Annotated in this window: 19 protein-coding genes; 8 read left to right on the top strand and 11 right to left on the bottom strand. The window is 58.1% G+C overall.

Annotated features, from left to right (window positions below; translation table 11 throughout):
- Positions 1 to 6: 6 nt before the first annotated feature.
- Entirely contained in the window at positions 7 to 1,422 is a 1,416-nt protein-coding gene (locus tag FHR98_RS08480; RefSeq protein ID WP_183416255.1) for an amidase, read from the top strand.
- A gap of 39 nt (positions 1,423 to 1,461) precedes the next feature.
- Positions 1,462 to 1,758, top strand: a complete 297-nt coding sequence (locus FHR98_RS08475; protein WP_183416254.1) for a hypothetical protein — start codon at positions 1,462 to 1,464, stop codon at positions 1,756 to 1,758.
- 12 nt (positions 1,759 to 1,770) lie between these two features.
- Here the strand turns inward: FHR98_RS08475 and FHR98_RS08470 are convergent, their stop codons facing one another.
- The 6 genes from FHR98_RS08470 to FHR98_RS08445 all read right to left on the bottom strand — a co-directional run bounded on the left by FHR98_RS08470 (position 1,771) and on the right by FHR98_RS08445 (position 8,612).
- A complete protein-coding gene (locus tag FHR98_RS08470) occupies positions 1,771 to 2,370 on the bottom strand; it encodes a 2OG-Fe(II) oxygenase (protein WP_183416253.1) in 600 nt (199 codons plus the stop codon).
- A 113-nt stretch (positions 2,371 to 2,483) separates the two neighbouring features.
- A complete protein-coding gene (locus tag FHR98_RS08465) occupies positions 2,484 to 3,437 on the bottom strand; it encodes a 1-phosphofructokinase family hexose kinase (RefSeq protein ID WP_183416252.1) in 954 nt (317 codons plus the stop codon).
- 33 nt (positions 3,438 to 3,470) lie between these two features.
- Positions 3,471 to 4,079: a sarcosine oxidase subunit gamma gene (locus FHR98_RS08460; protein WP_183416251.1), complete on the bottom strand. Its 609-nt coding sequence runs from the start codon at positions 4,077 to 4,079 to the stop codon at positions 3,471 to 3,473.
- Positions 4,072 to 7,071: a sarcosine oxidase subunit alpha family protein gene (locus FHR98_RS08455; protein ID WP_183416250.1), complete on the bottom strand. Its 3,000-nt coding sequence runs from the start codon at positions 7,069 to 7,071 to the stop codon at positions 4,072 to 4,074. Before FHR98_RS08455 ends, FHR98_RS08460 begins: the two co-directional genes overlap by 8 nt.
- Positions 7,068 to 7,343 (bottom strand): sarcosine oxidase subunit delta, encoded by a 276-nt coding sequence (locus tag FHR98_RS08450; protein ID WP_183416249.1) that lies wholly within the window; start codon positions 7,341 to 7,343, stop codon positions 7,068 to 7,070. The genes FHR98_RS08455 and FHR98_RS08450 overlap by 4 nt, the downstream gene beginning before the upstream one ends.
- Positions 7,344 to 7,355: 12 nt before the next feature.
- Positions 7,356 to 8,612 (bottom strand): sarcosine oxidase subunit beta family protein, encoded by a 1,257-nt coding sequence (locus FHR98_RS08445; RefSeq protein WP_183416248.1) that lies wholly within the window; start codon positions 8,610 to 8,612, stop codon positions 7,356 to 7,358.
- 120 nt (positions 8,613 to 8,732) lie between these two features.
- Between FHR98_RS08445 and FHR98_RS08440 the strand changes: the two genes are divergently transcribed.
- Both FHR98_RS08440 and FHR98_RS08435 read left to right on the top strand, forming a co-directional pair.
- A complete protein-coding gene (locus FHR98_RS08440; RefSeq protein ID WP_183416247.1) occupies positions 8,733 to 9,614 on the top strand; it encodes a MurR/RpiR family transcriptional regulator in 882 nt (293 codons plus the stop codon).
- Between the two features lie 66 nt (positions 9,615 to 9,680).
- Complete coding sequence (locus tag FHR98_RS08435; RefSeq protein WP_221205808.1) at positions 9,681 to 11,033, top strand: NAD(P)/FAD-dependent oxidoreductase; 1,353 nt, start codon at positions 9,681 to 9,683, stop codon at positions 11,031 to 11,033.
- Positions 11,034 to 11,035: 2 nt separating this feature from the next.
- On the opposite strand, the gene FHR98_RS08430 is transcribed toward FHR98_RS08435, so the two are convergent.
- Positions 11,036 to 11,884 carry a 3-oxoadipate:acetyl-CoA acetyltransferase gene (locus tag FHR98_RS08430; RefSeq protein ID WP_183416246.1) on the bottom strand — a complete coding sequence of 283 codons (849 nt, stop codon included), beginning with the start codon at positions 11,882 to 11,884 and terminating at the stop codon, positions 11,036 to 11,038.
- A gap of 6 nt (positions 11,885 to 11,890) precedes the next feature.
- Positions 11,891 to 12,829 (bottom strand): nitrilase-related carbon-nitrogen hydrolase, encoded by a 939-nt coding sequence (locus tag FHR98_RS08425; RefSeq protein ID WP_183416245.1) that lies wholly within the window; start codon positions 12,827 to 12,829, stop codon positions 11,891 to 11,893.
- 232 nt (positions 12,830 to 13,061) lie between these two features.
- On the opposite strand from FHR98_RS08425, the gene FHR98_RS08420 reads away from it, so the two are divergent.
- Positions 13,062 to 14,282 (top strand): MFS transporter, encoded by a 1,221-nt coding sequence (locus FHR98_RS08420; RefSeq protein ID WP_183416244.1) that lies wholly within the window; start codon positions 13,062 to 13,064, stop codon positions 14,280 to 14,282.
- On the opposite strand, the gene FHR98_RS08415 is transcribed toward FHR98_RS08420, so the two are convergent.
- Together FHR98_RS08415 and FHR98_RS08410 are read right to left on the bottom strand one after the other, a co-directional pair.
- Positions 14,279 to 15,334 (bottom strand): aminoglycoside phosphotransferase family protein, encoded by a 1,056-nt coding sequence (locus FHR98_RS08415; RefSeq protein WP_183416243.1) that lies wholly within the window; start codon positions 15,332 to 15,334, stop codon positions 14,279 to 14,281. The genes FHR98_RS08420 and FHR98_RS08415 overlap by 4 nt on opposite strands.
- A 5-nt stretch (positions 15,335 to 15,339) precedes the next feature.
- Entirely contained in the window at positions 15,340 to 16,182 is an 843-nt protein-coding gene (locus FHR98_RS08410) for an SDR family oxidoreductase (protein WP_183416242.1), read from the bottom strand.
- Between the two features lie 212 nt (positions 16,183 to 16,394).
- Between FHR98_RS08410 and FHR98_RS08405 the strand changes: the two genes are divergently transcribed.
- The 3 genes from FHR98_RS08405 (at position 16,395) to FHR98_RS08395 (ending at position 18,773) form a co-directional block, all read left to right on the top strand.
- A complete protein-coding gene (locus FHR98_RS08405) occupies positions 16,395 to 17,102 on the top strand; it encodes an ABC transporter permease (RefSeq protein WP_183416241.1) in 708 nt (235 codons plus the stop codon).
- Between the two features lie 7 nt (positions 17,103 to 17,109).
- Positions 17,110 to 17,865, top strand: coding sequence for an ATP-binding cassette domain-containing protein (locus FHR98_RS08400; protein WP_221205807.1), 756 nt, complete (start codon positions 17,110 to 17,112; stop codon positions 17,863 to 17,865).
- 65 nt (positions 17,866 to 17,930) lie between these two features.
- A complete protein-coding gene (locus tag FHR98_RS08395) occupies positions 17,931 to 18,773 on the top strand; it encodes an ABC transporter substrate-binding protein (protein ID WP_183416240.1) in 843 nt (280 codons plus the stop codon).
- A gap of 31 nt (positions 18,774 to 18,804) precedes the next feature.
- Here the strand turns inward: FHR98_RS08395 and FHR98_RS08390 are convergent, their stop codons facing one another.
- Positions 18,805 to 19,683 carry a substrate-binding domain-containing protein gene (locus FHR98_RS08390; protein WP_221205806.1) on the bottom strand — a complete coding sequence of 293 codons (879 nt, stop codon included), beginning with the start codon at positions 19,681 to 19,683 and terminating at the stop codon, positions 18,805 to 18,807.
- Positions 19,684 to 19,714 lie beyond the last annotated feature (31 nt).

The raw sequence follows: 19,714 nt of genomic DNA, 5'->3' as shown, positions 1-19,714 counted from the left end.
CGCACAATGACTGAGAATAGCAGTGCTACGAGCAAGACAATCGGTTCAAGCGCCAAAAGTTCGGCGAAAGAGGCCCTGCTGGGTCTAAGTGCCGGTGACGCTGCTGCGCAACTTCGCGACGGCAGTCTCAAAGCTACCGAACTGGCGGAAGCCTATCTTGCCCGCATCCAAGCCGTCGATCCGGATGTACAGGCTTGGGCACACCTCGATGTAGGCTTCGTGTTGCGGCAAGCCGAGGCTGCGGATAAGCGCAAGCAACATGGACTACCCCTCGGACCGCTGCATGGACTGCCTGTGGCACTGAAGGACAATATCGATACCAGGGATTTACCAACCGAGAACGGAACTGTCTTGCAATCTGGACGGCGCCCGTTTGAAGACGCAACCCTGGTTTCCGTTCTTAAAGCAGCCGGTGCCATCGTTCTAGGTAAGACCGTATCCACAGAGCTTGCGGTGTTTGGGCCGGGCAAAACCCGGAACCCGCACAACGCGGACCACACGCCGGGCGGCTCTTCAAGCGGGTCGGCAGCGGCAGTGGCCGCCTACATGGCACCACTGGCAATTGGCACGCAAACCAACGGTTCGGTCGTACGTCCAGCGTCGTACTGCGGCGTTTACGGCTACAAACCTTCCTTCGGTCTGATTTCCCGTAAGGGCGTGCTGCCCGGTTCGGGACATTTCGACACCGTTGGTGTATTTGGCAGAAGCGTCGAGGATTGCGCACTACTCGGGCAGACTTTGATGCAATTTGATGCCGCGGATCCAGCCATGACGGCCCAAGCGCCGCCGCCTCTGCTGCGCGTAGCGAGTGAAGCGCCGCCCGTAACGCCACGCCTAGCTTTCGTGCCGTCCCCTTTCTGGGATCGAGCCGAGGACTACACCAAGGAGGCTTTCGAAGAACTGGCTGCCTTGTTGGGCGATACCAGCGTCCAGGTGGAACTGGGTGACGCTTACGGTGAAGCGGATCTCCACCATCGCCGGATCATGGTCGCCGACCTTGCCAAGAACCTAAACCCCTTCTACGAGAAAGGCCGGGACCAACTTACCCAAACGCTTCGCGATATGATCGAGGAAGGGCATAAGGTAACGGCTTTGGATTACAATCGAGGCCTGGATCGCCGCAAAGCTTTACGAAATGGCCTGGATGAGTTGTTCGAGAATTTTGACGCCATCCTGACGCCGGCAACACCAGGGCAGGCTCCGAATGGGTTAGGTAAAACCGGCGATCCAATCTTCTCTACGCTTTGGACGTTCTGCGGCCTCCCCTGCATCACGCTCCCGTTGCTACAGGGCCCCGACGGGCTACCGCTCGGTGTGCAACTGGTTGCAAGTAGGGGCGATGACGCTCGATTGCTGCGCGTCGCGCGCTGGCTCGCAAAGACCGTGGATGCCGCGGTAACAGACAATGAGAAGCCTGAATAGAGTGCAGGACACTGTTGGGCTGATGAAGGATACTTGACCATGCAAGAGTTAATGAAGTTCATCGAGATGCACTTTTATCTCATCATCGGTGGGACGACTTTCGCGATCTTTTTGCTTTCTCGTCTACGCCAGTCCGAGGATGTGATCTATGCATTCATTGCCTACATGGTTTTCGCCAGCTTTCTCGTCTACATCATCTATACCGTTCCCTTCTTCGATCTGTCCGTCGTGGTCGTTGGTGTCTTGATCCTGACCGCCGTGGATTTCATACAAACGCTGCGCGAGGGGAACTCTACGAAAGTCGATGAGGATCCGGGGCCGGATAGAGCGACCTGACGGTACAAACCTTCACCTAAAATCTGGCCCGTGCGCCCAACCAACCAAACTGTGGCGCACGCCGTGAGTGACTGGCGTCACCCTGTGCGACAAAAAGGACGCGAAAACGATTGCGGTTCCACGTTCGCGTGGCGCTCTCCATTTCCTTCCGTTCCCAAAGAACTCCAGATTGCCGCCACGATATTCTGTTTTCTCCGACAGTTGGACCGTGATTGATAGCTTTCGGCTTGCTGCAAGCCCAGAAAGCGCCCGGTCGCAATGCCAATCAAAGGCTCCGCGCCGAATGGCTTCATAGCGGGCAACTTGCAGTCGTTCTTCAAATCCCAGCAACTCAAATGCAAAATGTTCGCGGTTAGCGTCGGCCAACAGCGTGGCCATCCGTTTATCCGTCCACTCCCATGCAGGACTCTCCGGCACCCAAGCGATCGTGCTGCGGCGAACGAGCGGCGCGTAACCCGCCTTTGTGGCCGCCGGTTCCGGACGATCGAGATCGACCAAGTCCCTCAACCGCAAACACTCCGCTTCGGTAAAAACACCGGCGAAGCAAGCGACATAGCTAGGCGGTGTCGAAGGTGCCCTAACCGATGCCTTGCGAAGCGTTACACCCACCATGAGGCAATCCACTTACAGCCTGTAAGAACAATCTTTGTGGAAATGACGCAACAAACGCTTTCCGCAGGATAATACCCTGCCGCCAAACCCCGAAAGGGCATCGCGTTTGTATCCTACGCCGGCAACGAGACCGGCACCACCTTAACAGCACTCAGCAGTTCATTAACGGCGTCGGCTTCACAAAGCTGGGTTCCAGGTGTCAGCAAGGCCGCACTGCCCGCCGCCACCCCCCAACGAAATGCTTCCTTGAGGCTGTCTCCCCGAGACAGCCGACTAAGAAAACCGCCCAGAAAACTATCGCCCGCGCCCACGGCGCTAACGGTCTTGATCGTCAAGCCCTGCGCCCGAAAGCTTCCCTCCGGACTGGTTACGTAGGCACCCCTGTCTCCCAGGGTGAGGGTGAGTACCCTGCAGCTACCGTCGGCGGCGAGGCCGCGTGCGGCTTCAAGCTGGTCACTTTCCCGCTCCAGACTACGACCGGTCAACTCGCGCAGCTCACGCAAGTTGACTTTTAAGATGTCGATGCCACCCGCGGCCACCGCGCGCCGAAGCGCCGGTCCGTGGGTATCGAGGACAAAGCGCGCACCAAGAGTGTTCGAAAGCGCGCAGAGCCTCGCAAAGAAACCTTCCCCCAATCCAAGTGCGATACTGCCACTTGCGACGACAAACGCCGGCACCGGCTCGCAATTTTCGATGACGGACAGCAATGCGGCCCCCTCCTCCTCGCTCACATTGGGGCCGGGGAACAAAAATCGATACTGCCGCTGGCTACTCTGCTCGAAAATCGTGAAGCTCTCGCGCGTTTCACCTGTGATCGAAACCGCTTCTCCATCCAGCGATTCCCCCATGAGGAGGTCGTGGAGGATGGCGCCGGTAGCCCCGCCTGCTGTGTAGACAGCCGTCGCAGGCGCCCCCAGCCGCTGACAGACACGCGCGACATTGATGCCGCCGCCGCCAGGTTCACGGCACAAGGGCTCGCATCGCAGTTTGCTATGTGGTCGCAGGGTCTCCACTTCGGAAGACAGGTCGACAGTGGGGTTCACCGTAACCGTAAGAATCGCGGTCATATAGGTCTTTCAAGGATAGCTGCAAACACCCTATCAGACCTTCCGCGCCTCCAGTGTGCAACCAAAGCTTTGCGCCGTATCGAACAGCCATTCCCAAAAACTTAAGGCGTAAGTGCGTAGAACCAATAATTCGAACAATGCCTCATCGTTTCCAGGCCTGTGCACCATGACGCCAATATGGTGCACGACCGTCTGAGCGAAGGCACCTGGCCCAAACTGGGTCGGATCCAAATCGATGGCAAAGCCTCTAGCCAGAACGTCTCGGGCCGCCGGGCCGGAAATCCGCAGAGTGGTGCGGCTGTGCCCAAGGTCGGTAACCGCCCCCAGGTCGCTATCGATCCGTGCCGATAGCTTGTCCATCAGCCGTGCTTCACGCGGTGCGGACACCCAATAGCGACCGGGGCCAACCTGGAACAAGGTTGTCATCTCTTTCATGGTGGCAACGCCACCGCTCTTTGGCGGCGCAATGGAGAGCGTTTCTTCCAGGGCAGCGGCGACAGCGGCGCGCTGTGTTGTCCAGGCTGTGACCTGCACGAGGTCCCTAGTCAAATCCTCCTGCAAGGTCACACCCTGCAAGTGCTCTGGACCATAATGCCCCGGAGCTGGATACCCGCTCTGCAAAGCCGAACGCACCTCAGGCATTTGTCCTCTCCCCTTCTGGATCATAGAAAACGGATGAGACGACCTTCACCTTCGTCACACGTCCCCTAACCGGGTCATGAGCTTCTATGATCTCGCCCTGTCGCTGATCTCCACGAGCCAGGAAACCCAGCCCGATGTAACGGCTTTTGTGCGGGCTGTATGTGACCGACGTCACATGACCCTCACCGTGCCCTTCCTTAACGGCCGCTGCGCCGAAGAGCAGCGCACCACCGCCAATTCTGTCAGCTTCCTCGACAACCTCCAGCCCGACCAATTTGGGTCGGTTCGGGTCGACAAGTCCTTCGCGCTGCGCCAAAACCTTTCCAATATAGGGTTTCTTACTGCTGGCCATACGGCCAAGGCCAATATCGTCCAAGGTTGTACGTCCATCGATCTCGGAGTGGGTCACGTGGCCTTTCTCAATCCGAAGTGCGCCCATAGCTTCGAGACCATAGAGCAGCACGCCATGCGGCTTACCCGCCCGAACCAAGCGGTCAAGCAGCTCTTCTCCATACCCCGAAGGCGTAAAGACTTCATAGGCCAACTCACCGGAGAAGCTCAGTCTGAAGATACGCACAGGGATATCGCCGACCCGACCAGTTCCGACACTCATCGGACCAAAAGCCTCGTTCGACAAATCGATATCCTCAACGGCGTCTTCCAGCAACGCCCTGCTCTTGGGCCCCGCCACGGCCATTCCAGCCCATTGATCCGTTACAGAAGTCACCTGCACACGAAGATCCTGCCATTGTGTCTGCAGCAGGAACTCCAACTCGGACAGGACCTTTGCAGCGGCAGCCGTCGTGGTCGTCATGAAGTAATGATCCTCACTCAACCGTGACGTCGTCCCATCATCGTAGACGATGCCGTCCGGCCGCAGCATGGCGCCATAACGCGCCCGACCCACCGGTAACTTGGCAAAGCCGTTGACGTAAACCCGATTCAAGAACTCACCGGCATCAGGCCCTTGAACATCGATTTTACCTAGTGTCGATACATCGACGATTCCAACGCGCTTACGGACCTCAGCTGCTTCTCGGCGATATGCCGCGTTCAGGTCTTCGCCTTCTTGGGGATAGTACCAAGGACGTATCCACAGTCCCGCCTCAACAAAGACCGCGCCGTTAGCACGATGCCACTCTTCCATCGCCGTGCGGCGGATAGGACGGAAGTGCCGCCCGGTTTCCTGACCGGCTAAGGCACCGATCGTGACAGGTGTAAATGGTGGTCGGAATGTCGTTGTTCCGACCTCGGGAATGGCTTCGGCACGTAGCCCGGCCATGATCGCCAAGGCATTGACGTTCGCCAGCTTGCCTTGGTCGGTTGCCATGCCCAACGTCGTATAGCGCTTCAAATGTTCGACCGATACATAGCCTTCACGATGAGCCAATTCGACATCGGAAGTGGAAACGTCATGCTGCAGGTCGAGGAAAGCCTTTGTCGCTTTCCCCTTGGCAGGACTGACCTGCCAGATCGGCAACAAGGGCTGTGTCCAAATTTCACCCAGGGATGGATCAAGGGTCTGAACCTCTATCCGCCCCTCCTGACCGCAAGCCTTGGCGGCAGTTTGCCCTGCGGAGATACCCCTTGCCACAGCGCCACTGCTAGAAAGATCCCCGGTTACTGCGCCCGCGACCTGATACCCGGCAGGCGCACTGTCAGCGATAAAGGTCGCCAGCGCCTCGTCGAAAGCCGGTCGCGTGCCGCGTTGACTAACCAAATGCACCGTTGGGTTCCAGCCGCCCGCCAAACAAAGCAAATCGCAGGCTACAGCACCGGTTGCCCCGCCTGCCTGACCGCTAGCTGGATCATAGGCGCCGACGACAACGCTTTTGACGTGTTGGCCGCCGTTCGCTTCGATAACGGCCTGTCCAGGGCGCAAGTCGATGCCACGTTCCGCTGCTCCATGATAGAGATCGGGACCAATGTCTTGACGTGGGTCAACGATGGTAACATTTGCGCCTGCGTCGGCTAAATCGAAGGCGGCCGCATAACCGCTATCATTATTGGTGAACACCACGGCATTGCGTCCGGGCAATACGCCGTAACGATTGACATAAGTCCGTGCGGCAGATGCCAACATGATGCCAGGAAGGTCATTGCGCGAGAACACGATTGGCCGCTCCAGCGCACCGGTCGCGATGATCGCTTGGCGGCAGCGCAAGGTCCAGAAACGCTCGCGCGGCTGCAAGGCATCGGGTACCGCGAGATGATCCGCGGCCCGCTCCAACAGCCCAAAAGTCAGATTGTCATAGGCACCAAAAGCGCAGGTTCTGGGCATGATTCGCACGTTATTCATCGCAGTCAGCGCTGCGACTTGCTCGGCCAACCAAACATCGCCGGCACTGCCAACCGCATCGGCAAGCAATGATCCGCCCAACTCCCGGTCCTGCTCGACCAAGATAACCCGGGCACCGCTGCTTCCCGCCAACAACGCAGCCGCGATTCCGGCCGGCCCAGCGCCCACGATCAGAATGTCGCAGAACAGATGGCCTTTCTCATAGCGGTCCGGGTCGGCTTCGCGGCCCGGCTTGCCCATTCCCGCAGCCTTGCGGATGAAGTGCTCATAAAACATCCATGCCTTACGGGTCGGCCCCATGAAGGTCTTGTAATAGAAGCCCGCGCCAAATACCGGTGACAGCAAACCATTGACGGCCATCAAGTCGAGCTTCAGCGACGGCCAGTTGTTCTGACTTCGCGCCGATAGGCCATCATACAATTCTGCGGTTGTTGCCCGCACGTTAGGTTCGTGACGGCCGCTTTCACGTAAAGCGACCAGGGCATTAGGCTCTTCAACTCCCGCACCATAGATTCCACGCGGACGATGATACTTGAAGCTACGGGCGACCAGGTGGACGCCGTTAGCCAGCAAGGCCGAGGCCAAGCTATCGCCTTCGTAGCCCACATAGGCTTTGCCATCGAATGAAAACGATAGTGGCTGGGAGCGATCGATTCTCCCGCCTTGAGATATGCGATAAGGCTGCGAGGTCACTGCGCGCCCTCCTCTACTTCACGGGCTGCGGCAACGGAGAATATCTCGTGAGTCATTGTATCGCGCTCGACTTTCAGCCACTCCCGGCACCCTTGTACGTGGTGCCAGTACTCCAGGTGGCGGCCACGCGGATTCTTGCGGATAAACACCGCTTGGTACCAAGCCTCGAAATCTTCATTGTCGATGGCGGGCATTTTCACGCCGGCATCACCGCCATAAGCAAATTCCGAGTGATCGCGTTCGCCGCAATGGGGACACTTTAGTCGCAGCATGCTGGTCCCTCCTTAGTGCGCGCCGGGCGTGGGGCCCGCGCCTTTTTCATCGATCTGATACCCGCGTCGGAAACGATCAAGCGTGAAACGGGCATTGGTTTCGTATGGCTCGTCCTTGGCGATTGTATGGGCGAAGGCAAAGCCCGAAGCAGGCGTCGCCTTGAACCCGCCATAGCACCAGCCGCAATTCAGGTACAGGCCGTCAACAGGCGCTTTGCAGATGATCGGACTGCCATCCATGGACATATCCATGACACCTGCCCAGTGCCGGAGCACCCGCAGCCGTGACAGGGCAGGAATAAGTGCTTTGGCGACGGTCAGAACTTCATCGACTATCGGCAGATTGCCGCGCTGAGCGTAGGAATTGTATCCATCCAGATCGCCACCCAACACCAAACCGCCCTTATCAGACTGGCTGATATAGAAATGCGCTGTGCCATAAGCGATCACGTAGTCAATCATCGGTTTGATCGGCTCAGTCACGAAAGCCTGCAGAAGATGGCTTTCAATCGGCAGTTCCAGACCAGCCTTTTGGCCTAGCAGGGTGGTACTGCCAGCAACAGCGAGTGCGACTTTCTTTGCCCGAATGTTGCCCCGAGTCGTTTCCACGCCAACGATTCGGCCGCCGTCCCACAGATATCCCAGAACCTCACACTGCTGGATAATGTCGACGCCTCTGGAATCGGCGGCTCTCGCAAAGCCCCAGTTGACAGCGTCGTGCCGAGCAGTGCCTGCACGCCCCTGCCATAAGCCTCCGTACACCGGAAAGCGGGCGTTGGGCGAGCAATCCAAGTACGGAAGCAGTTTTTGTACCTGCTCACGCGTCAACAGCTCCGCATCAATCCCATTCATTCTCATCGAGTTGGCGCGGAAGGCGGAGGCATCCATCTGCGCCTGGGAGGTTGCCAGCGCCACGTAGCCGCGCGGACTGAACATGACATTGTAGTTCAGGTCCTGGCTGAGCCCGTGCCACAGCTTTAAAGAGTGTTCATAGAATTGGGTGTTGCCGTCGATCATGTAGTTCGAACGGACAATTGTGGTGTTCCGGCCCGCGTTGCCCCCTCCAAGATAGCCCTTCTCAAGAACAGCCACCTTGTTGATGCCGTGCTCTTTGGCAAGATAGTAAGCAGTAGCCAGCCCATGCCCGCCGCCGCCGACGATCACCACATCGTATTCTTCCTTGGGGTCGGGATCACGCCAGGCGCGCTCCCAATGCTGATTGCCGCGGAGTGCATTGCTCACAAGGCTGAAAACCGAATAACGCTGCATGACGCCTGTCGCTCCCCCTCCAACCCTACTCAGTTGAGAGCATGTCAGAGAAACAATGGAACAAATGTTTTATTCGTGATAGCTTCTAGATCATACGCTTTATCATAGCAAGAGATTTATATGATGCAATTAGTCGAGATACTCGACCTTCTGGCCGCGCGACAATCGGCCCTCAGCCCTCAGTTGCAGCGGGCCGCACGCGCCGTTCTGGATCAGCCAGAAGAGGTTGCGATCACTTCGATGCGCGGCTTTGCCCAGAAGTTTGGTATCACACCCGGAAGCATGCTCAGGTTAGCCCGCGAGCTCGGCTTTGATAACTATGAACAGTTCCGTCATGGCTTCCAGGAAGCTGTCAGATCCGGCCCCGATACCTTCGCAACCCGCGCCGAATGGCTGCAGCAGGTTGGCAGCCAAGGCGACGGCGGGCCGGTCCTTGCAGAGATGGCTAAGGCTCAACTTGCCAACATAGAAAGCGCGTTCCGCCAAATCGACCCGCAGGTCATCGGTGACGCCGCAGCCAGCATCATATCCGCGCGCCGAAGTTACATCATGGGCCTTGGGGCTTTGAATGGTCTTTCAGGCTATTTTCACTTCGTCGGGCGATTGGCGCTTGAAAACCTCACACTCGTCCAAAGTACCGGAAGTGTGATGGATGAGTTGCTGCGCATCGGTGACGGCGATGTGCTGCTCACCCTCTCCGTTCAACCCTATGCAGAGGAAACGCTAAAAGCGGTTGCCTTCGCCAAGCGCCAGGGCGCCAGATGCGTGATCGTCACCGATAGCCGGGCGGCCCCTGTAGCACAGTTTGCCGACCATCTGCTGCTGGCGCCGACGGCGAGCCCTCAGTTTTTTCCCTCCATGACCTCGGCGCTGGCATTGCTGGAAAGCCTCCTCGCCTTGATCGTCTCCAAGGGTGACAGGGAGGTCGTCGAGGCAATCGCACGGATCGATGCACTTCGCAACGCCGAAGGGATTTACTGGAAGCCCAGGCGTAAACGATGACAGGTGACGACGAGAAACGGTAAGGTTGGTTTTACTTTTCGGACCCTTGCCGTCAGGTAGCTCCACTTGAACCTTCGTCGCATCTATCACCCCAGCGCATTTGATCCTTCCCGACCGCCGGATAGCCACTGGCGAGCGACCGCAACACCGTTGTCGGTCGATCTCCCTTCACTCGAGGGCGATCACAGCGTCGATTTCGCGGTTATCGGCGGCGGATTCACTGGCCTGTGGGCGGCCTATCGCCTGGCAGAAACCTATGAAGCGAAGGTAATGTTGCTTGATGCTGGTGAGCCCGCTTGGGGTGCGTCGGGCCGCAACGGCGGATTTTGCTGCCTCGGATCAACGCGGCTTTCCTATCCACAACTGGAAAAGCGTTACGGCGAAACGGAGATGCGCCGTTTCTATGCGGCGCAGGTCGAGTCGGTAGAGAACGTCCGTGGATTCCTGGACTCACGGAATGTTCAAGCAGATCGCCATAGTGCGGGTGAACTGGCTTTGGCCCACAAACCTGGGCGCATGAGCGAATTACGTGAAGAAGCCCGGTATATGACCCACACCTTCGGAATGAAGATGCAGGTCTTCTCCCGTGACGAGATGGCGGAGATTGGCGTTGCGGGGCCCGAGTTCCATGGCGGGCTTTTCATTGGCTGCGGCTTTGCACTGCATCCCCTCGCCTACGCACGAGCCCTTGCTACGGCCGCGTTGGCTGCGGGCGCCGCCATTCACCAGAATAGTCCCGTAATCGGCTGGAGCCAGCAAGCGAGCCAGCACGTGTTGACCCTGCCAAAAGGCCGAATCCTCGCCAAACAGGTAATTCTCGCAACCAACGGCTACGGAAGCGAGAACATGCCAAGCGGTATGGCAGGGCGGTCAATGCCGGTTATGTCGAACATCCTGGTGACCCGCCCTCTTACGCCCGAAGAGCAAAAGGCTCAGGGGTGGACCAGTGATCTCATGGCTTATGACAGTCGACGCCTGCTGCATTACTTTCGCTTGTTGCCGGATGGGCGGTTTCTTTTTGGCGGGCGTGGCGGGATCGACGCATCTCCAGCAGGCTCCGAAGCGATGAATCGCCGCCTGCGCCGCGACTTCGAGCGTATGTTCCCAGCATGGGCCGGTGTCCCGACAGAGAGGTTCTGGTTCGGCTTCGTCTGCTTAACCTATGACCTTGTGCCTTACGTCGGCGCAGTTCCCGGCCTGGACAAAGCCTGGACCGGCTTCGGTTTCCATGGAAACGGCGTTGCCATGAGCAGTTGGACCGGGAAGGCGCTCGCGGATTTGGCCGCAGGCGCGATTACCCAGGACAAGCTGCCTGCCGTCGTTCGTGGCCCACTACGGCGATTTCCCCTCCCAGCTTTGCGCAAACTCTACCTACGCGCCGCCTATCTGGGTTACGGACTGGAGGATCGTTGGCTTTAGACCTAGCCGACCTGTGGCAAACCGAGGATGGCGCGTGCTTCAACGGCCGAGGCAGGCCCACGTCCCGCCGCGCGGCAAAGGTCTGCGACACGCCCGACCAACTCTGCATTCGACTTGGCTAACCGGTCTTTATCCCAACGGATATTGTCTTCCAACCCTGTGCGAAGATGTCCACCGAGCTCCAACGCCCACTCGTTGACCAGCAACTGGTGCCGCCCGATGGCTGCAGCCGTCCAGGTCGCATCGGGGATCAGCGCCCTCAGTTCGGCCAACAGGAACTCCAGCGTTTGCCGCCGTACCGGCAAAGCATTCTGAATTCCCATTACGAATTGAACATGGGGCGGCGTGGCCAAAGTCCCCGCATCAACCATCTGAGCGGCTTTATAGAGCATTGAAAGATCGAAAATCTCTATCTCCGGCTTGATTTTGCGTTCCAGCATCTCGGCCGCCAAGGTGTCGATCAGCGCCGGCGGATTTTCATAAATCATGTTTGGAAAATTGACCGACCCGGTTGCCAGCGACGCCATGTCGGGACCCCAGACCAAAGCGGCCCCGCGCTCGGCATGGCTACGCCCCCGGCCACCCGTCGAAAACTGGATGATGATGTCAGGACAGTGCCGTCGGATTCCCTCCGCGACCTGCGCAAAGCGTCTCGCATCCGAAGACGGGTTCTCGTCATCGTCGCGGACATGTATATGTACCAGCGCCGCGCCGACCTCATAGGCCTCGTGCGTGCTCTCGATCTGCTCGGCAGGTGTTACCGGTATGGCCGGCGTATCCTTTTTGCGCGGCACGGATCCGGTGATGGCGACTGCAATGATGGCTGGGTTCACGGGCTTGGTATCGTTCATGACAAATCAATTCTCTCCAAATGAAACATGCTCCGCAGACCAGGAGCCGGGCCATACCTCGGCATCACCGCCCTTGCGCAGTTCCCGGATTAGACCGACCGGCACATCCTTGGCGATGAGAAGAGGGCCGTCGTCCTCGGCATCGGCACGCCCCGCAATCTCCGCAAAGCGTCCATCGAAGCCAAGCGGCTCCTCGCAGGGCAGGAAAACGGCTGCCCCGGAAAAATTGGGGCGGGATCCGTCCGGTGCGACCGAGCCAATCGAACCAACCGCACAGACCGCTGTTTGTAACTCGACGGCACGAGCCTTGGCACAACCGAAAACCCGGCTGTAACCGGATTCCTTTTCGGTCATAGAGGGTACCAAAAGCAAATCCAAATCCGGCTCGCGCTTTGCGATCGCGCTGGCTAAAGCGGGTAGCTCCACATCCAAACAAATGAGCGTGGCGATGCGTAAGCCGCGCCACTGAGTAAAGGTAACCTCCGCACCAACGTTCAAATTCCATGCATCCGGATTCTTTTCGCTAGGCGTCAAGCAGAGTTTGTCTTGAAAGGTCATCCTTCCGTCTGGAAGGAACAAAAAAGCGCGATTTACGAACGGCGGCCCATCCTTCCGCGCACCCGCGGCACGCGCCGGGAAGCTTCCCGCCAATACCGCAATATCGTGCTTCGCGGCCAAGGCTTTCAGGTGATCCAACGCAAGCTCACCCTCATCGGCCATCCAGGCAATCTCCTCGGTTGGCGCAAGATCGTTCGGTGCATAGCTCAACCACTGCTCACTCACGTACTCGGGTAAAACGAGAATATCCGCACCGGAGCCGGCGGCCTCGGCCATCTTTGCGTCGAGCCCTGCGATCCAGGCATTCATTCCGTTCAGTGGTCGGGCCAGGTTGATGGCCCAAAGCGCCACTGTGGCAAAGTCCGCCCGATGTTCTTGCTTTGGCATTCCGCTTAAGATCCTTCCATGCCCTGCTGTCGAAGCCGACAAACCCCGAAACAGGAAAACCGTCAAAGTCCGTATAGCCGGTCTTGATACAACAGCGCGGATATCCCGTCATCTGCATTGGAACGGTTCGAAGCTACTTTTCAATCCGCCTAGTGACAGCGCCGCAGAAAACCGACTAAGTTTGCTGAATGGACGTTTAATCAAGATTTATCACATTGGTAGTTCCACCTCCATGAGCAGCCCCTTTCCACATGACCCCATACCGCACACGCCTGTCACGGCAACGCCGGATCCGGTCAAGCTGACAACGTCACAGCAGCGGCGCGGCCTTATCGCCTTGATGGCCAGCATCCTTGCCGCTGGCTTGACCTTTGGCACCGGTATCCCACTGATAGCTTTAATTCTGGAAAAGCAGGGTGTTTCTGGCACCGTTATCGGGTTGAATTCGGCGACTCCCATTCTGGCGACATTGTTCGTTGCCTGGGTTCTGCCGCGCTCCATGCGACATCTGCGCACGTTCCCCATCCTGATGGCCGGGTTTGCTTTGATCATCGTCAGTTATCTGGCAATGCCTGCTCTACCCTATCTTGCCGCCTGGTTCCCCTTACGGTTTCTGACCGGCCTTGGAATGGCAGTTCACTGGGTGGTCAGCGAAACTTGGCTCAATGCCGTGGTGAAGGAGGAGCGCCGCAGCTTGATGACGGGTATCTACGCAACAATGCTGGGGTTGGGATTCGCCGGCGGACCACTGTTGCTTACTTTCATAGGCACCGACGGTTGGACCCCGTTCCTGTTTCTTGCTGGAAGTATAACCTTCGCCGCCATCCCGCTTATTTGGGCCAGGGACTGCATTCCGACGATTGAAGTCAGCCACGAAAGCAGTGGATGGCAGATATTGTTGGCCGCCCCCACTCTGTTCGCCGCCGTGTTCTGTTCCGGCCTGATGGATTCAGCAATCCTGTCGTTCTTGCCGATTTACGGCATCCGAAACGGCCTGGACCAGGACACCTCGATACTTCTGCTATCCGTGGCCATCGCCGGTACGGTCGCGCTTCAAATTCCACTGGGTTTCATTGCCGATAAAGTCAACCGGCGTATGCTGTTGATGGCCTGCGGCGCAGTTGGATTGCTAGGATCTCTCGCCCTTCCCTGGATGCTGTCCACACCTTGGCTCCTTTGGCCGGTTGTCTTTATTTGGGGTGGCGTCTTTGTCGGCCTTTACACCCTATCCCTTGCCATGCTCGGACAGCGTTTCAAAGGTGGGGCGTTGCCCGCCGCCAATGGCCTCTTCGTCATGCTTTATGCGATGGGTAGCTTGAGTGGCCCGCCCTTGTCCGGCACCATGATGGACGTGGTTGGGCCGGGCGGATTACCAACCGTTCTGGCGACGTCGGCCGGTTTATTCCTGATCCTCGGCATAGCCCGCAGCTTTTCGTCGTCCAGCGCTCGCTAAGGGCCGATGGGCAGCGCACGAGTCGCCCAGACTTTTGGCGGCGGCAAGGGCTGTTTGTAATCCGGAAAATGACACGTGACCCACTCCGCCATTGGAGCCAGCGCCGGTTCGCTTTCCAACTTGCTGGCAAGCAGACGGAGCACCCTGGGAACATGCTTCAGGTACACATCCTTGCCATCGCGCCACAGTAAACGCACGAAGATACCGGCGACCTTGGCATGACGCTGGGCGCCCAGCGCCGCATACCAGGCGTCAAATGCCGCGCTGTCCGGTTCGACAGATGTCTGGTTGAGATATCGCCGTTTTAGAAGCGCTGCCATCTGGGTATCAATGTCCCTGCGGGCATCCTCCAAGAGCGATACCAGATCATAGGCGAGCGGTCCCTGCAAAGCATCCTGAAAATCCAAGAGCCCGCATGCAGCGACCCCCGACCGTTCGGGCAATAGCATCAGATTGTCGACGTGGAAGTCTCGCAAAACCAATCCCTGTCCAGTTGGTGGCAGGGCTGTAAAGATCTCCCGCCAGCTTTGAAGATAGGAATCACGTTGGGTCGTTGTCGGCGCGCGGCCGGTTACGGCGGGGAAATACCAGTCGCAGAACAGCGCCGCCTCTCTCAGAAGAACGCGCGTATCGTATTGGGGCAGGTGCAACTCACCCGAGCGAGAATTACCGTGCAATGAAGACAGGCAATCGACGGCCAACTCATAGAGTGCGGTCTCCTGTTCCGGATCGCGGGCAAGAATTCGGGTAAAGGTGTCCTCACCAAAATCTTCCAACAGCAAGAACCCGCTGTCGTTATCGACCGCCAGGATGCGTGGAGCGCTGGCTCCACAGTCGAGCAGATGGCGCGCAACCTTGACGAAGGGGCGAACATCCTCCTGCGGCGGTGGCGCATCCATCAAAAGACATCGCTCGCCTCGCCCGCGATCCAGGCGCACGTAACGCCTGAAGGACGCATCCCCCGGCAGGGGATCACGCTTTGCACCACCCCAGCCTGCAAGCGTCAGGAAACCCTCAAGATTACGCTGCCTTTCATCCTGCTTGACCGTCATCTGCGCTATTTCTTCTTCGGCTTTATGGCTTCCCAGTCGCCATCCGTCATCTCGGAAAGAAAGTTGAACTGTCCTGCACCCTGCAACCACTCGCCGCCATCGATGGTAACGACTTCACCATTTACATAGCCTGATTGGTCGGAGATCAGGTAGCAGGCCAGATTGGTTAACTCCTCATGCCGTCCGGCGCGGCGCAATGGGTTCTTCTGCTCAAAGCGTTCCGCCAACTCCGGGCGCGGTACCAAGCGCTCCCAAGCGCCCTTGGTCGGGAACGGGCCCGGCGCTATGGCATTCAACCGGATCCCGTGGGGGCCCCATTCCACAGCCAAACTCCGCGTCATCGCCAGGACCCCGGCTTTGGCCATGGCCGAGGGCAACACATAAGCCGACCCGGTCCAGGCGTAACTGGTAACGATCGAGAGCACATTCCCCGCATGCTCACCCGCTAGCCAGCGCTTCCCGCAAGCCAGGGTTACGTAGGATGTTCCGTGGAGAACAATACCGAGAACCGCATCCACAGCGCGCGAGCTGAGTTCATGGCTGCGAGAGATAAAATTCCCGGCAGCGTTGTTAACCAAGACATCAAGGGGACCATCGCTCCAGATGGCTTCAACCATATCATGGACCGCCTGCGCGTCACGGATGTCACAGCCTTTCCAGGTCATCTCCGGCGCATCATCCCGCGCATTTACTTCCTCGCAGGTCTGCGCCAGCACATCCTGGCGACGGCCACATATAACAACGGCAGCACCTAAACGACGGAAATGCTCCGCCATGCTTCGCCCTAACCCGGTACCGCCTCCCGTGACCAGCACCTTTTTCCCGGCCAACAGGTCATCCTTGTACATTGTCATTCTCCTCAAGACAGGCGCGGGTCAATGGCTACGCATCTTGGTCCATCGGATTACCCTGGGTCCAGCACAAAGCCCTCATCACCTCTCTCAGACTTAACAGCATTTTGTTTATGTGTTTTTACCTGTTTTATTGTTTTTTTTACATTTTAATGATGAACGCTAGAATTTTCACAGTATGTCGCTAGCGTTCTTGAAGGAGGCAATTGATGCAAGACTTCTCAGCGGCTTTTGGCGAGGCTTTTCGCTTACTTTCAGTGCTTGATCCCGCGCTCCTGGAGATCGTGGCCCTGTCATTGCGCGTTAGTCTTAGCGCCGTTGCCCTGGCAGCCCTGATTGGCTTCCCTCTGGGTGCCGTGATTGCCGTTCTGCGTTTTCCGGGCCATGGCATCGCCGTCCTATTGCTCAATGCAATGATGGGATTGCCCCCCGTCGTCGTCGGATTGCTCGTCTACCTCGCCCTATCCAATGCAGGACCATTGGGTGCCTTGCAACTCCTCTACACGCCCACCGCCATGATCATCGCTCAGATGCTCCTGGTAACACCGATCGTGGCTGCGATCACGCGTCAGACCGTCGATGACTTGCGGGGTGAATATGATGAGCAGCTTCGAGTCTTCGGTATCGGCAAGCTTCAAATGGCAGCTACGCTGATCTGGGATGGGCGATACTCCCTCTTGACCGCTTTATTGGCGGGATTTGGGCGCGCTATCGCTGAAGTCGGTGCCGTTATTATCGTCGGCGGCAACATCAACCATGTCACGCGCGTCATGACCACGGCAATCGCCCTCGAAACCTCAAAAGGTAATCTCGCCCTTGCCTTGGGGTTAGGCATGGTGCTCCTGCTATTGGCGCTTTGCGTCAATGCCCTGGTAATGGCCTTGCGCGCGACGGCTCAGCGCGCCGCATTCGCGTGATCCTGCCATGCCCTTTGATCCACCAGGAACCGGCGGAAAAGATGCAGCGCGCGTCATGCCGCTCACCTGTAGCGCTCTGCATGTAATCAGGGGCGGTAGAGCCATCCTAAGTGACCTCTCTTTCAACCTCGAAGGTCGTGGGTTAACAGCTCTGCTCGGCCCCAATGGCGCCGGCAAATCGATGCTCCTGCGCGTGATGGCCAGCTTGGTCGCACCCGACAGCGGTCAAGTTACCTGGAATGGTAGAACACCGGACAGGTCGCGACGGCCGCGCTTGGGGTTTGTGTTCCAAAAGCCGATATTGCTGCGCCGCTCTGCGGCCGCGAACATCGATTATGTCTTAGCGGCGCTTTCTCTGCCGCGGGCGGAACGCAAAAGGCGCACCGCGGAAGCCTTGGAGCGCGCCGGGCTGCAACACTTGGCGGGGTCGCCAGCCAGGGTGCTTTCAGGTGGCGAGCAACAACGCCTGGCGCTGGCCCGCGCCCTGGCCGCGGCTCCTGAAGTCCTGTTGCTGGATGAGCCGACATCAAATCTTGACCCGGCCTCGACCCTTGCCATTGAGCAAATCGTGTCGCTGGCGCGCGATCAGGGGACCCGAATTCTTTTAGTTACACACGACATCGGTCAGGCGCGGCGCTTGGCGGACGAAGTTGCGTTCCTCCACCACGGACGCTTGCTCGAACGCGGAGCGGCCGAAAGCTTCTTCGAGAATCCTAAAACCCCCGCTGCGCAGGCATTCCTGTCCGGCAGCATTGTCCTTTAGGCGACCGGACTAGCAACCAAGGACCCTACCGCCATTCAATTAGACAGCAAAACGAAGAGGACGTTATGAGACGACGATTTTCATTGATCATTTTAAGTGCCGTGGCGCTGGCCACAGTGGTCCTTCATTTCAGTAACCACGCTCCAGCTGTCGCAGATGAGACGTTCATTCTCGTTCAATCCACGACCTCCACTCAAAATTCAGGCCTGTTTGATCATGTCCTTCCACTTTTCACCCAGAAGACCGGGATTGAGGTTCGCGTCGTTGCGGTCGGCACGGGTCAAGCGATCAAGAACGCGGCAAATGGCGACGGCGATGTTTTGCTGGTTCATGCCAAAGCCGCAGAGGAAGCCTTTGTCGCCAAAGGCGATGGCGTTTCACGCGCGGATCTGATGTACAACGACTTCGTAATCGTCGGCCCGGCAGACGACCCCGCCGGGGTCGCCGGAATGAACAATGCCATTGTGGCGTTGAAAAAGATCGCTGCCGCGAAAGCACGGTTTGCCTCCCGCGGCGACGATTCAGGCACCCACAAAAAGGAAGTTGCGCTCTGGAAGGCGGCCGGTGTCGATCCCACTCTTGAGAGCGGCTCGTGGTATCGGGAAACCGGATCGGGCATGGGCGCAACACTCAATGCGGCGGTCGGCATGGGTGCCTATGCTATGACTGACCGGGCGACCTGGATCTCCTTTGCCAACAAAGCTGATTTCAAAATCCAGGTCGAAGGTGACGAAGCGCTCTTCAACCAGTACGGCGTCATTCTGGTCAACCCGGCCAAGCATCCCAATGTCAAAGCGGACCTCGGTCAGGCTTTCATCGATTGGTTGCTGGGCAGCGAGGGTCAGGCGGCGATTGCCGCGTACAAGATCGACGGGCAGCAGTTGTTCTTCCCGAACGCCAAGCAATAGATTGGACAAGAGGTGCGTTTCATCGGAGAAATTAGCCGCCGTTGTAACGCACCTCGCCCATACCCGTCAGATCATACCCGCCCAGTGTTTTAGCTCTCGCCGCAAAGGATTCTTTCCGTGCGAGATCAAGCAAGCGTTGGATCGGCGGCTCGAAATAATCTCTGCGCCAAATGACCAAATCGAAATGCTCCCAGGCCAAAGGCAGAAACTCCAGCCGATAGAGCTTGGCTTGAGATTCTATGGCCAGTCCGGCATCAGCTTGGCCTTCGGCAACCGCCAGCGCGACATCTGTCTCGCTGCGGGCTGGGCGATCCAGCACATCTAGATCAAGGCTCGTCATACCCGCCTCTTTCAATAGGTGCCGGAACAAAACCCAACTCCCCGCCTTGGCCTGACGTGCGACGAAACGAAGCCCCCGCAGATCACTCAACGTTTGGACACCCCGGGGGTTTCCTGGCGGCAAAAGCAACCCTTGCCGACGCTTCGCCCAAGCAACCGCAACAAGCGGCAAGCCAGGCGCGGCCAGACGCAGGGCTTCCTGGTTCCAGCTTCGTGTTTCCGGGTCGAAAATATGAACGCCTGCTGCTACTGCCTTGCCGGCGATAAGGCGTTCGAGGCCATCAAGACTGCCATCGCATAACGACGCCAATTCGGAGTTGGACTCCTTGACTGCCCAATCCAGCAGTGGGTCGTGGCTACCGACAAGAACGGCGGGATGGACTTCAAGGCGCTCAATACCTTCGGCGCATTCCAGATGGTCGCGAACCCATGCCTCTATCAGACTTCGTGAGAACAAAAGCTTTCCGGTCGCCCGGCTTACGGGAATTGCGTTCTGGCTGACCAGTTCGTAAATCTTTCGTTCCTTTGTCCGCAGAAGCTTAGCAACTTCTTTTGTCGTCAGCAGTTCCACTGCGCCCGGCCCTCCCTTGCACATTGACCCA

This window comes from Limibacillus halophilus, assembly GCF_014191775.1.
Lineage (GTDB): Bacteria > Pseudomonadota > Alphaproteobacteria > Kiloniellales > CECT-8803 > Limibacillus > Limibacillus halophilus.
This window is presented reverse-complemented; position numbering and strand designations above follow the sequence as displayed.

Bases quoted from the DNA above. Each gene is read 5' to 3' on its own strand.
- FHR98_RS08465 (WP_183416252.1), bottom strand. From the start codon at position 3,437: ATGACCGCGATTCTTACGGTTACGGTGAACCCCACTGTCGACCTGTCT.
- FHR98_RS08425 (WP_183416245.1), bottom strand. From the start codon at position 12,829: ATGCCAAAGCAAGAACATCGGGCGGACTTTGCCACAGTGGCGCTTTGG.
- FHR98_RS08420 (WP_183416244.1), top strand. From the start codon at position 13,062: ATGAGCAGCCCCTTTCCACATGACCCCATACCGCACACGCCTGTCACG.
- FHR98_RS08470 (WP_183416253.1), bottom strand. From the start codon at position 2,370: ATGGTGGGTGTAACGCTTCGCAAGGCATCGGTTAGGGCACCTTCGACA.
- FHR98_RS08440 (WP_183416247.1), top strand. From the start codon at position 8,733: ATGATGCAATTAGTCGAGATACTCGACCTTCTGGCCGCGCGACAATCG.
- FHR98_RS08400 (WP_221205807.1), top strand. From the start codon at position 17,110: ATGCCCTTTGATCCACCAGGAACCGGCGGAAAAGATGCAGCGCGCGTC.
- FHR98_RS08480 (WP_183416255.1), top strand. From the start codon at position 7: ATGACTGAGAATAGCAGTGCTACGAGCAAGACAATCGGTTCAAGCGCC.
- FHR98_RS08445 (WP_183416248.1), bottom strand. From the start codon at position 8,612: ATGCAGCGTTATTCGGTTTTCAGCCTTGTGAGCAATGCACTCCGCGGC.
- FHR98_RS08450 (WP_183416249.1), bottom strand. From the start codon at position 7,343: ATGCTGCGACTAAAGTGTCCCCATTGCGGCGAACGCGATCACTCGGAA.
- FHR98_RS08475 (WP_183416254.1), top strand. From the start codon at position 1,462: ATGCAAGAGTTAATGAAGTTCATCGAGATGCACTTTTATCTCATCATC.
- FHR98_RS08405 (WP_183416241.1), top strand. From the start codon at position 16,395: ATGCAAGACTTCTCAGCGGCTTTTGGCGAGGCTTTTCGCTTACTTTCA.
- FHR98_RS08415 (WP_183416243.1), bottom strand. From the start codon at position 15,334: ATGACGGTCAAGCAGGATGAAAGGCAGCGTAATCTTGAGGGTTTCCTG.
- FHR98_RS08460 (WP_183416251.1), bottom strand. From the start codon at position 4,079: ATGCCTGAGGTGCGTTCGGCTTTGCAGAGCGGGTATCCAGCTCCGGGG.
- FHR98_RS08395 (WP_183416240.1), top strand. From the start codon at position 17,931: ATGAGACGACGATTTTCATTGATCATTTTAAGTGCCGTGGCGCTGGCC.
- FHR98_RS08430 (WP_183416246.1), bottom strand. From the start codon at position 11,884: ATGAACGATACCAAGCCCGTGAACCCAGCCATCATTGCAGTCGCCATC.
- FHR98_RS08410 (WP_183416242.1), bottom strand. From the start codon at position 16,182: ATGTACAAGGATGACCTGTTGGCCGGGAAAAAGGTGCTGGTCACGGGA.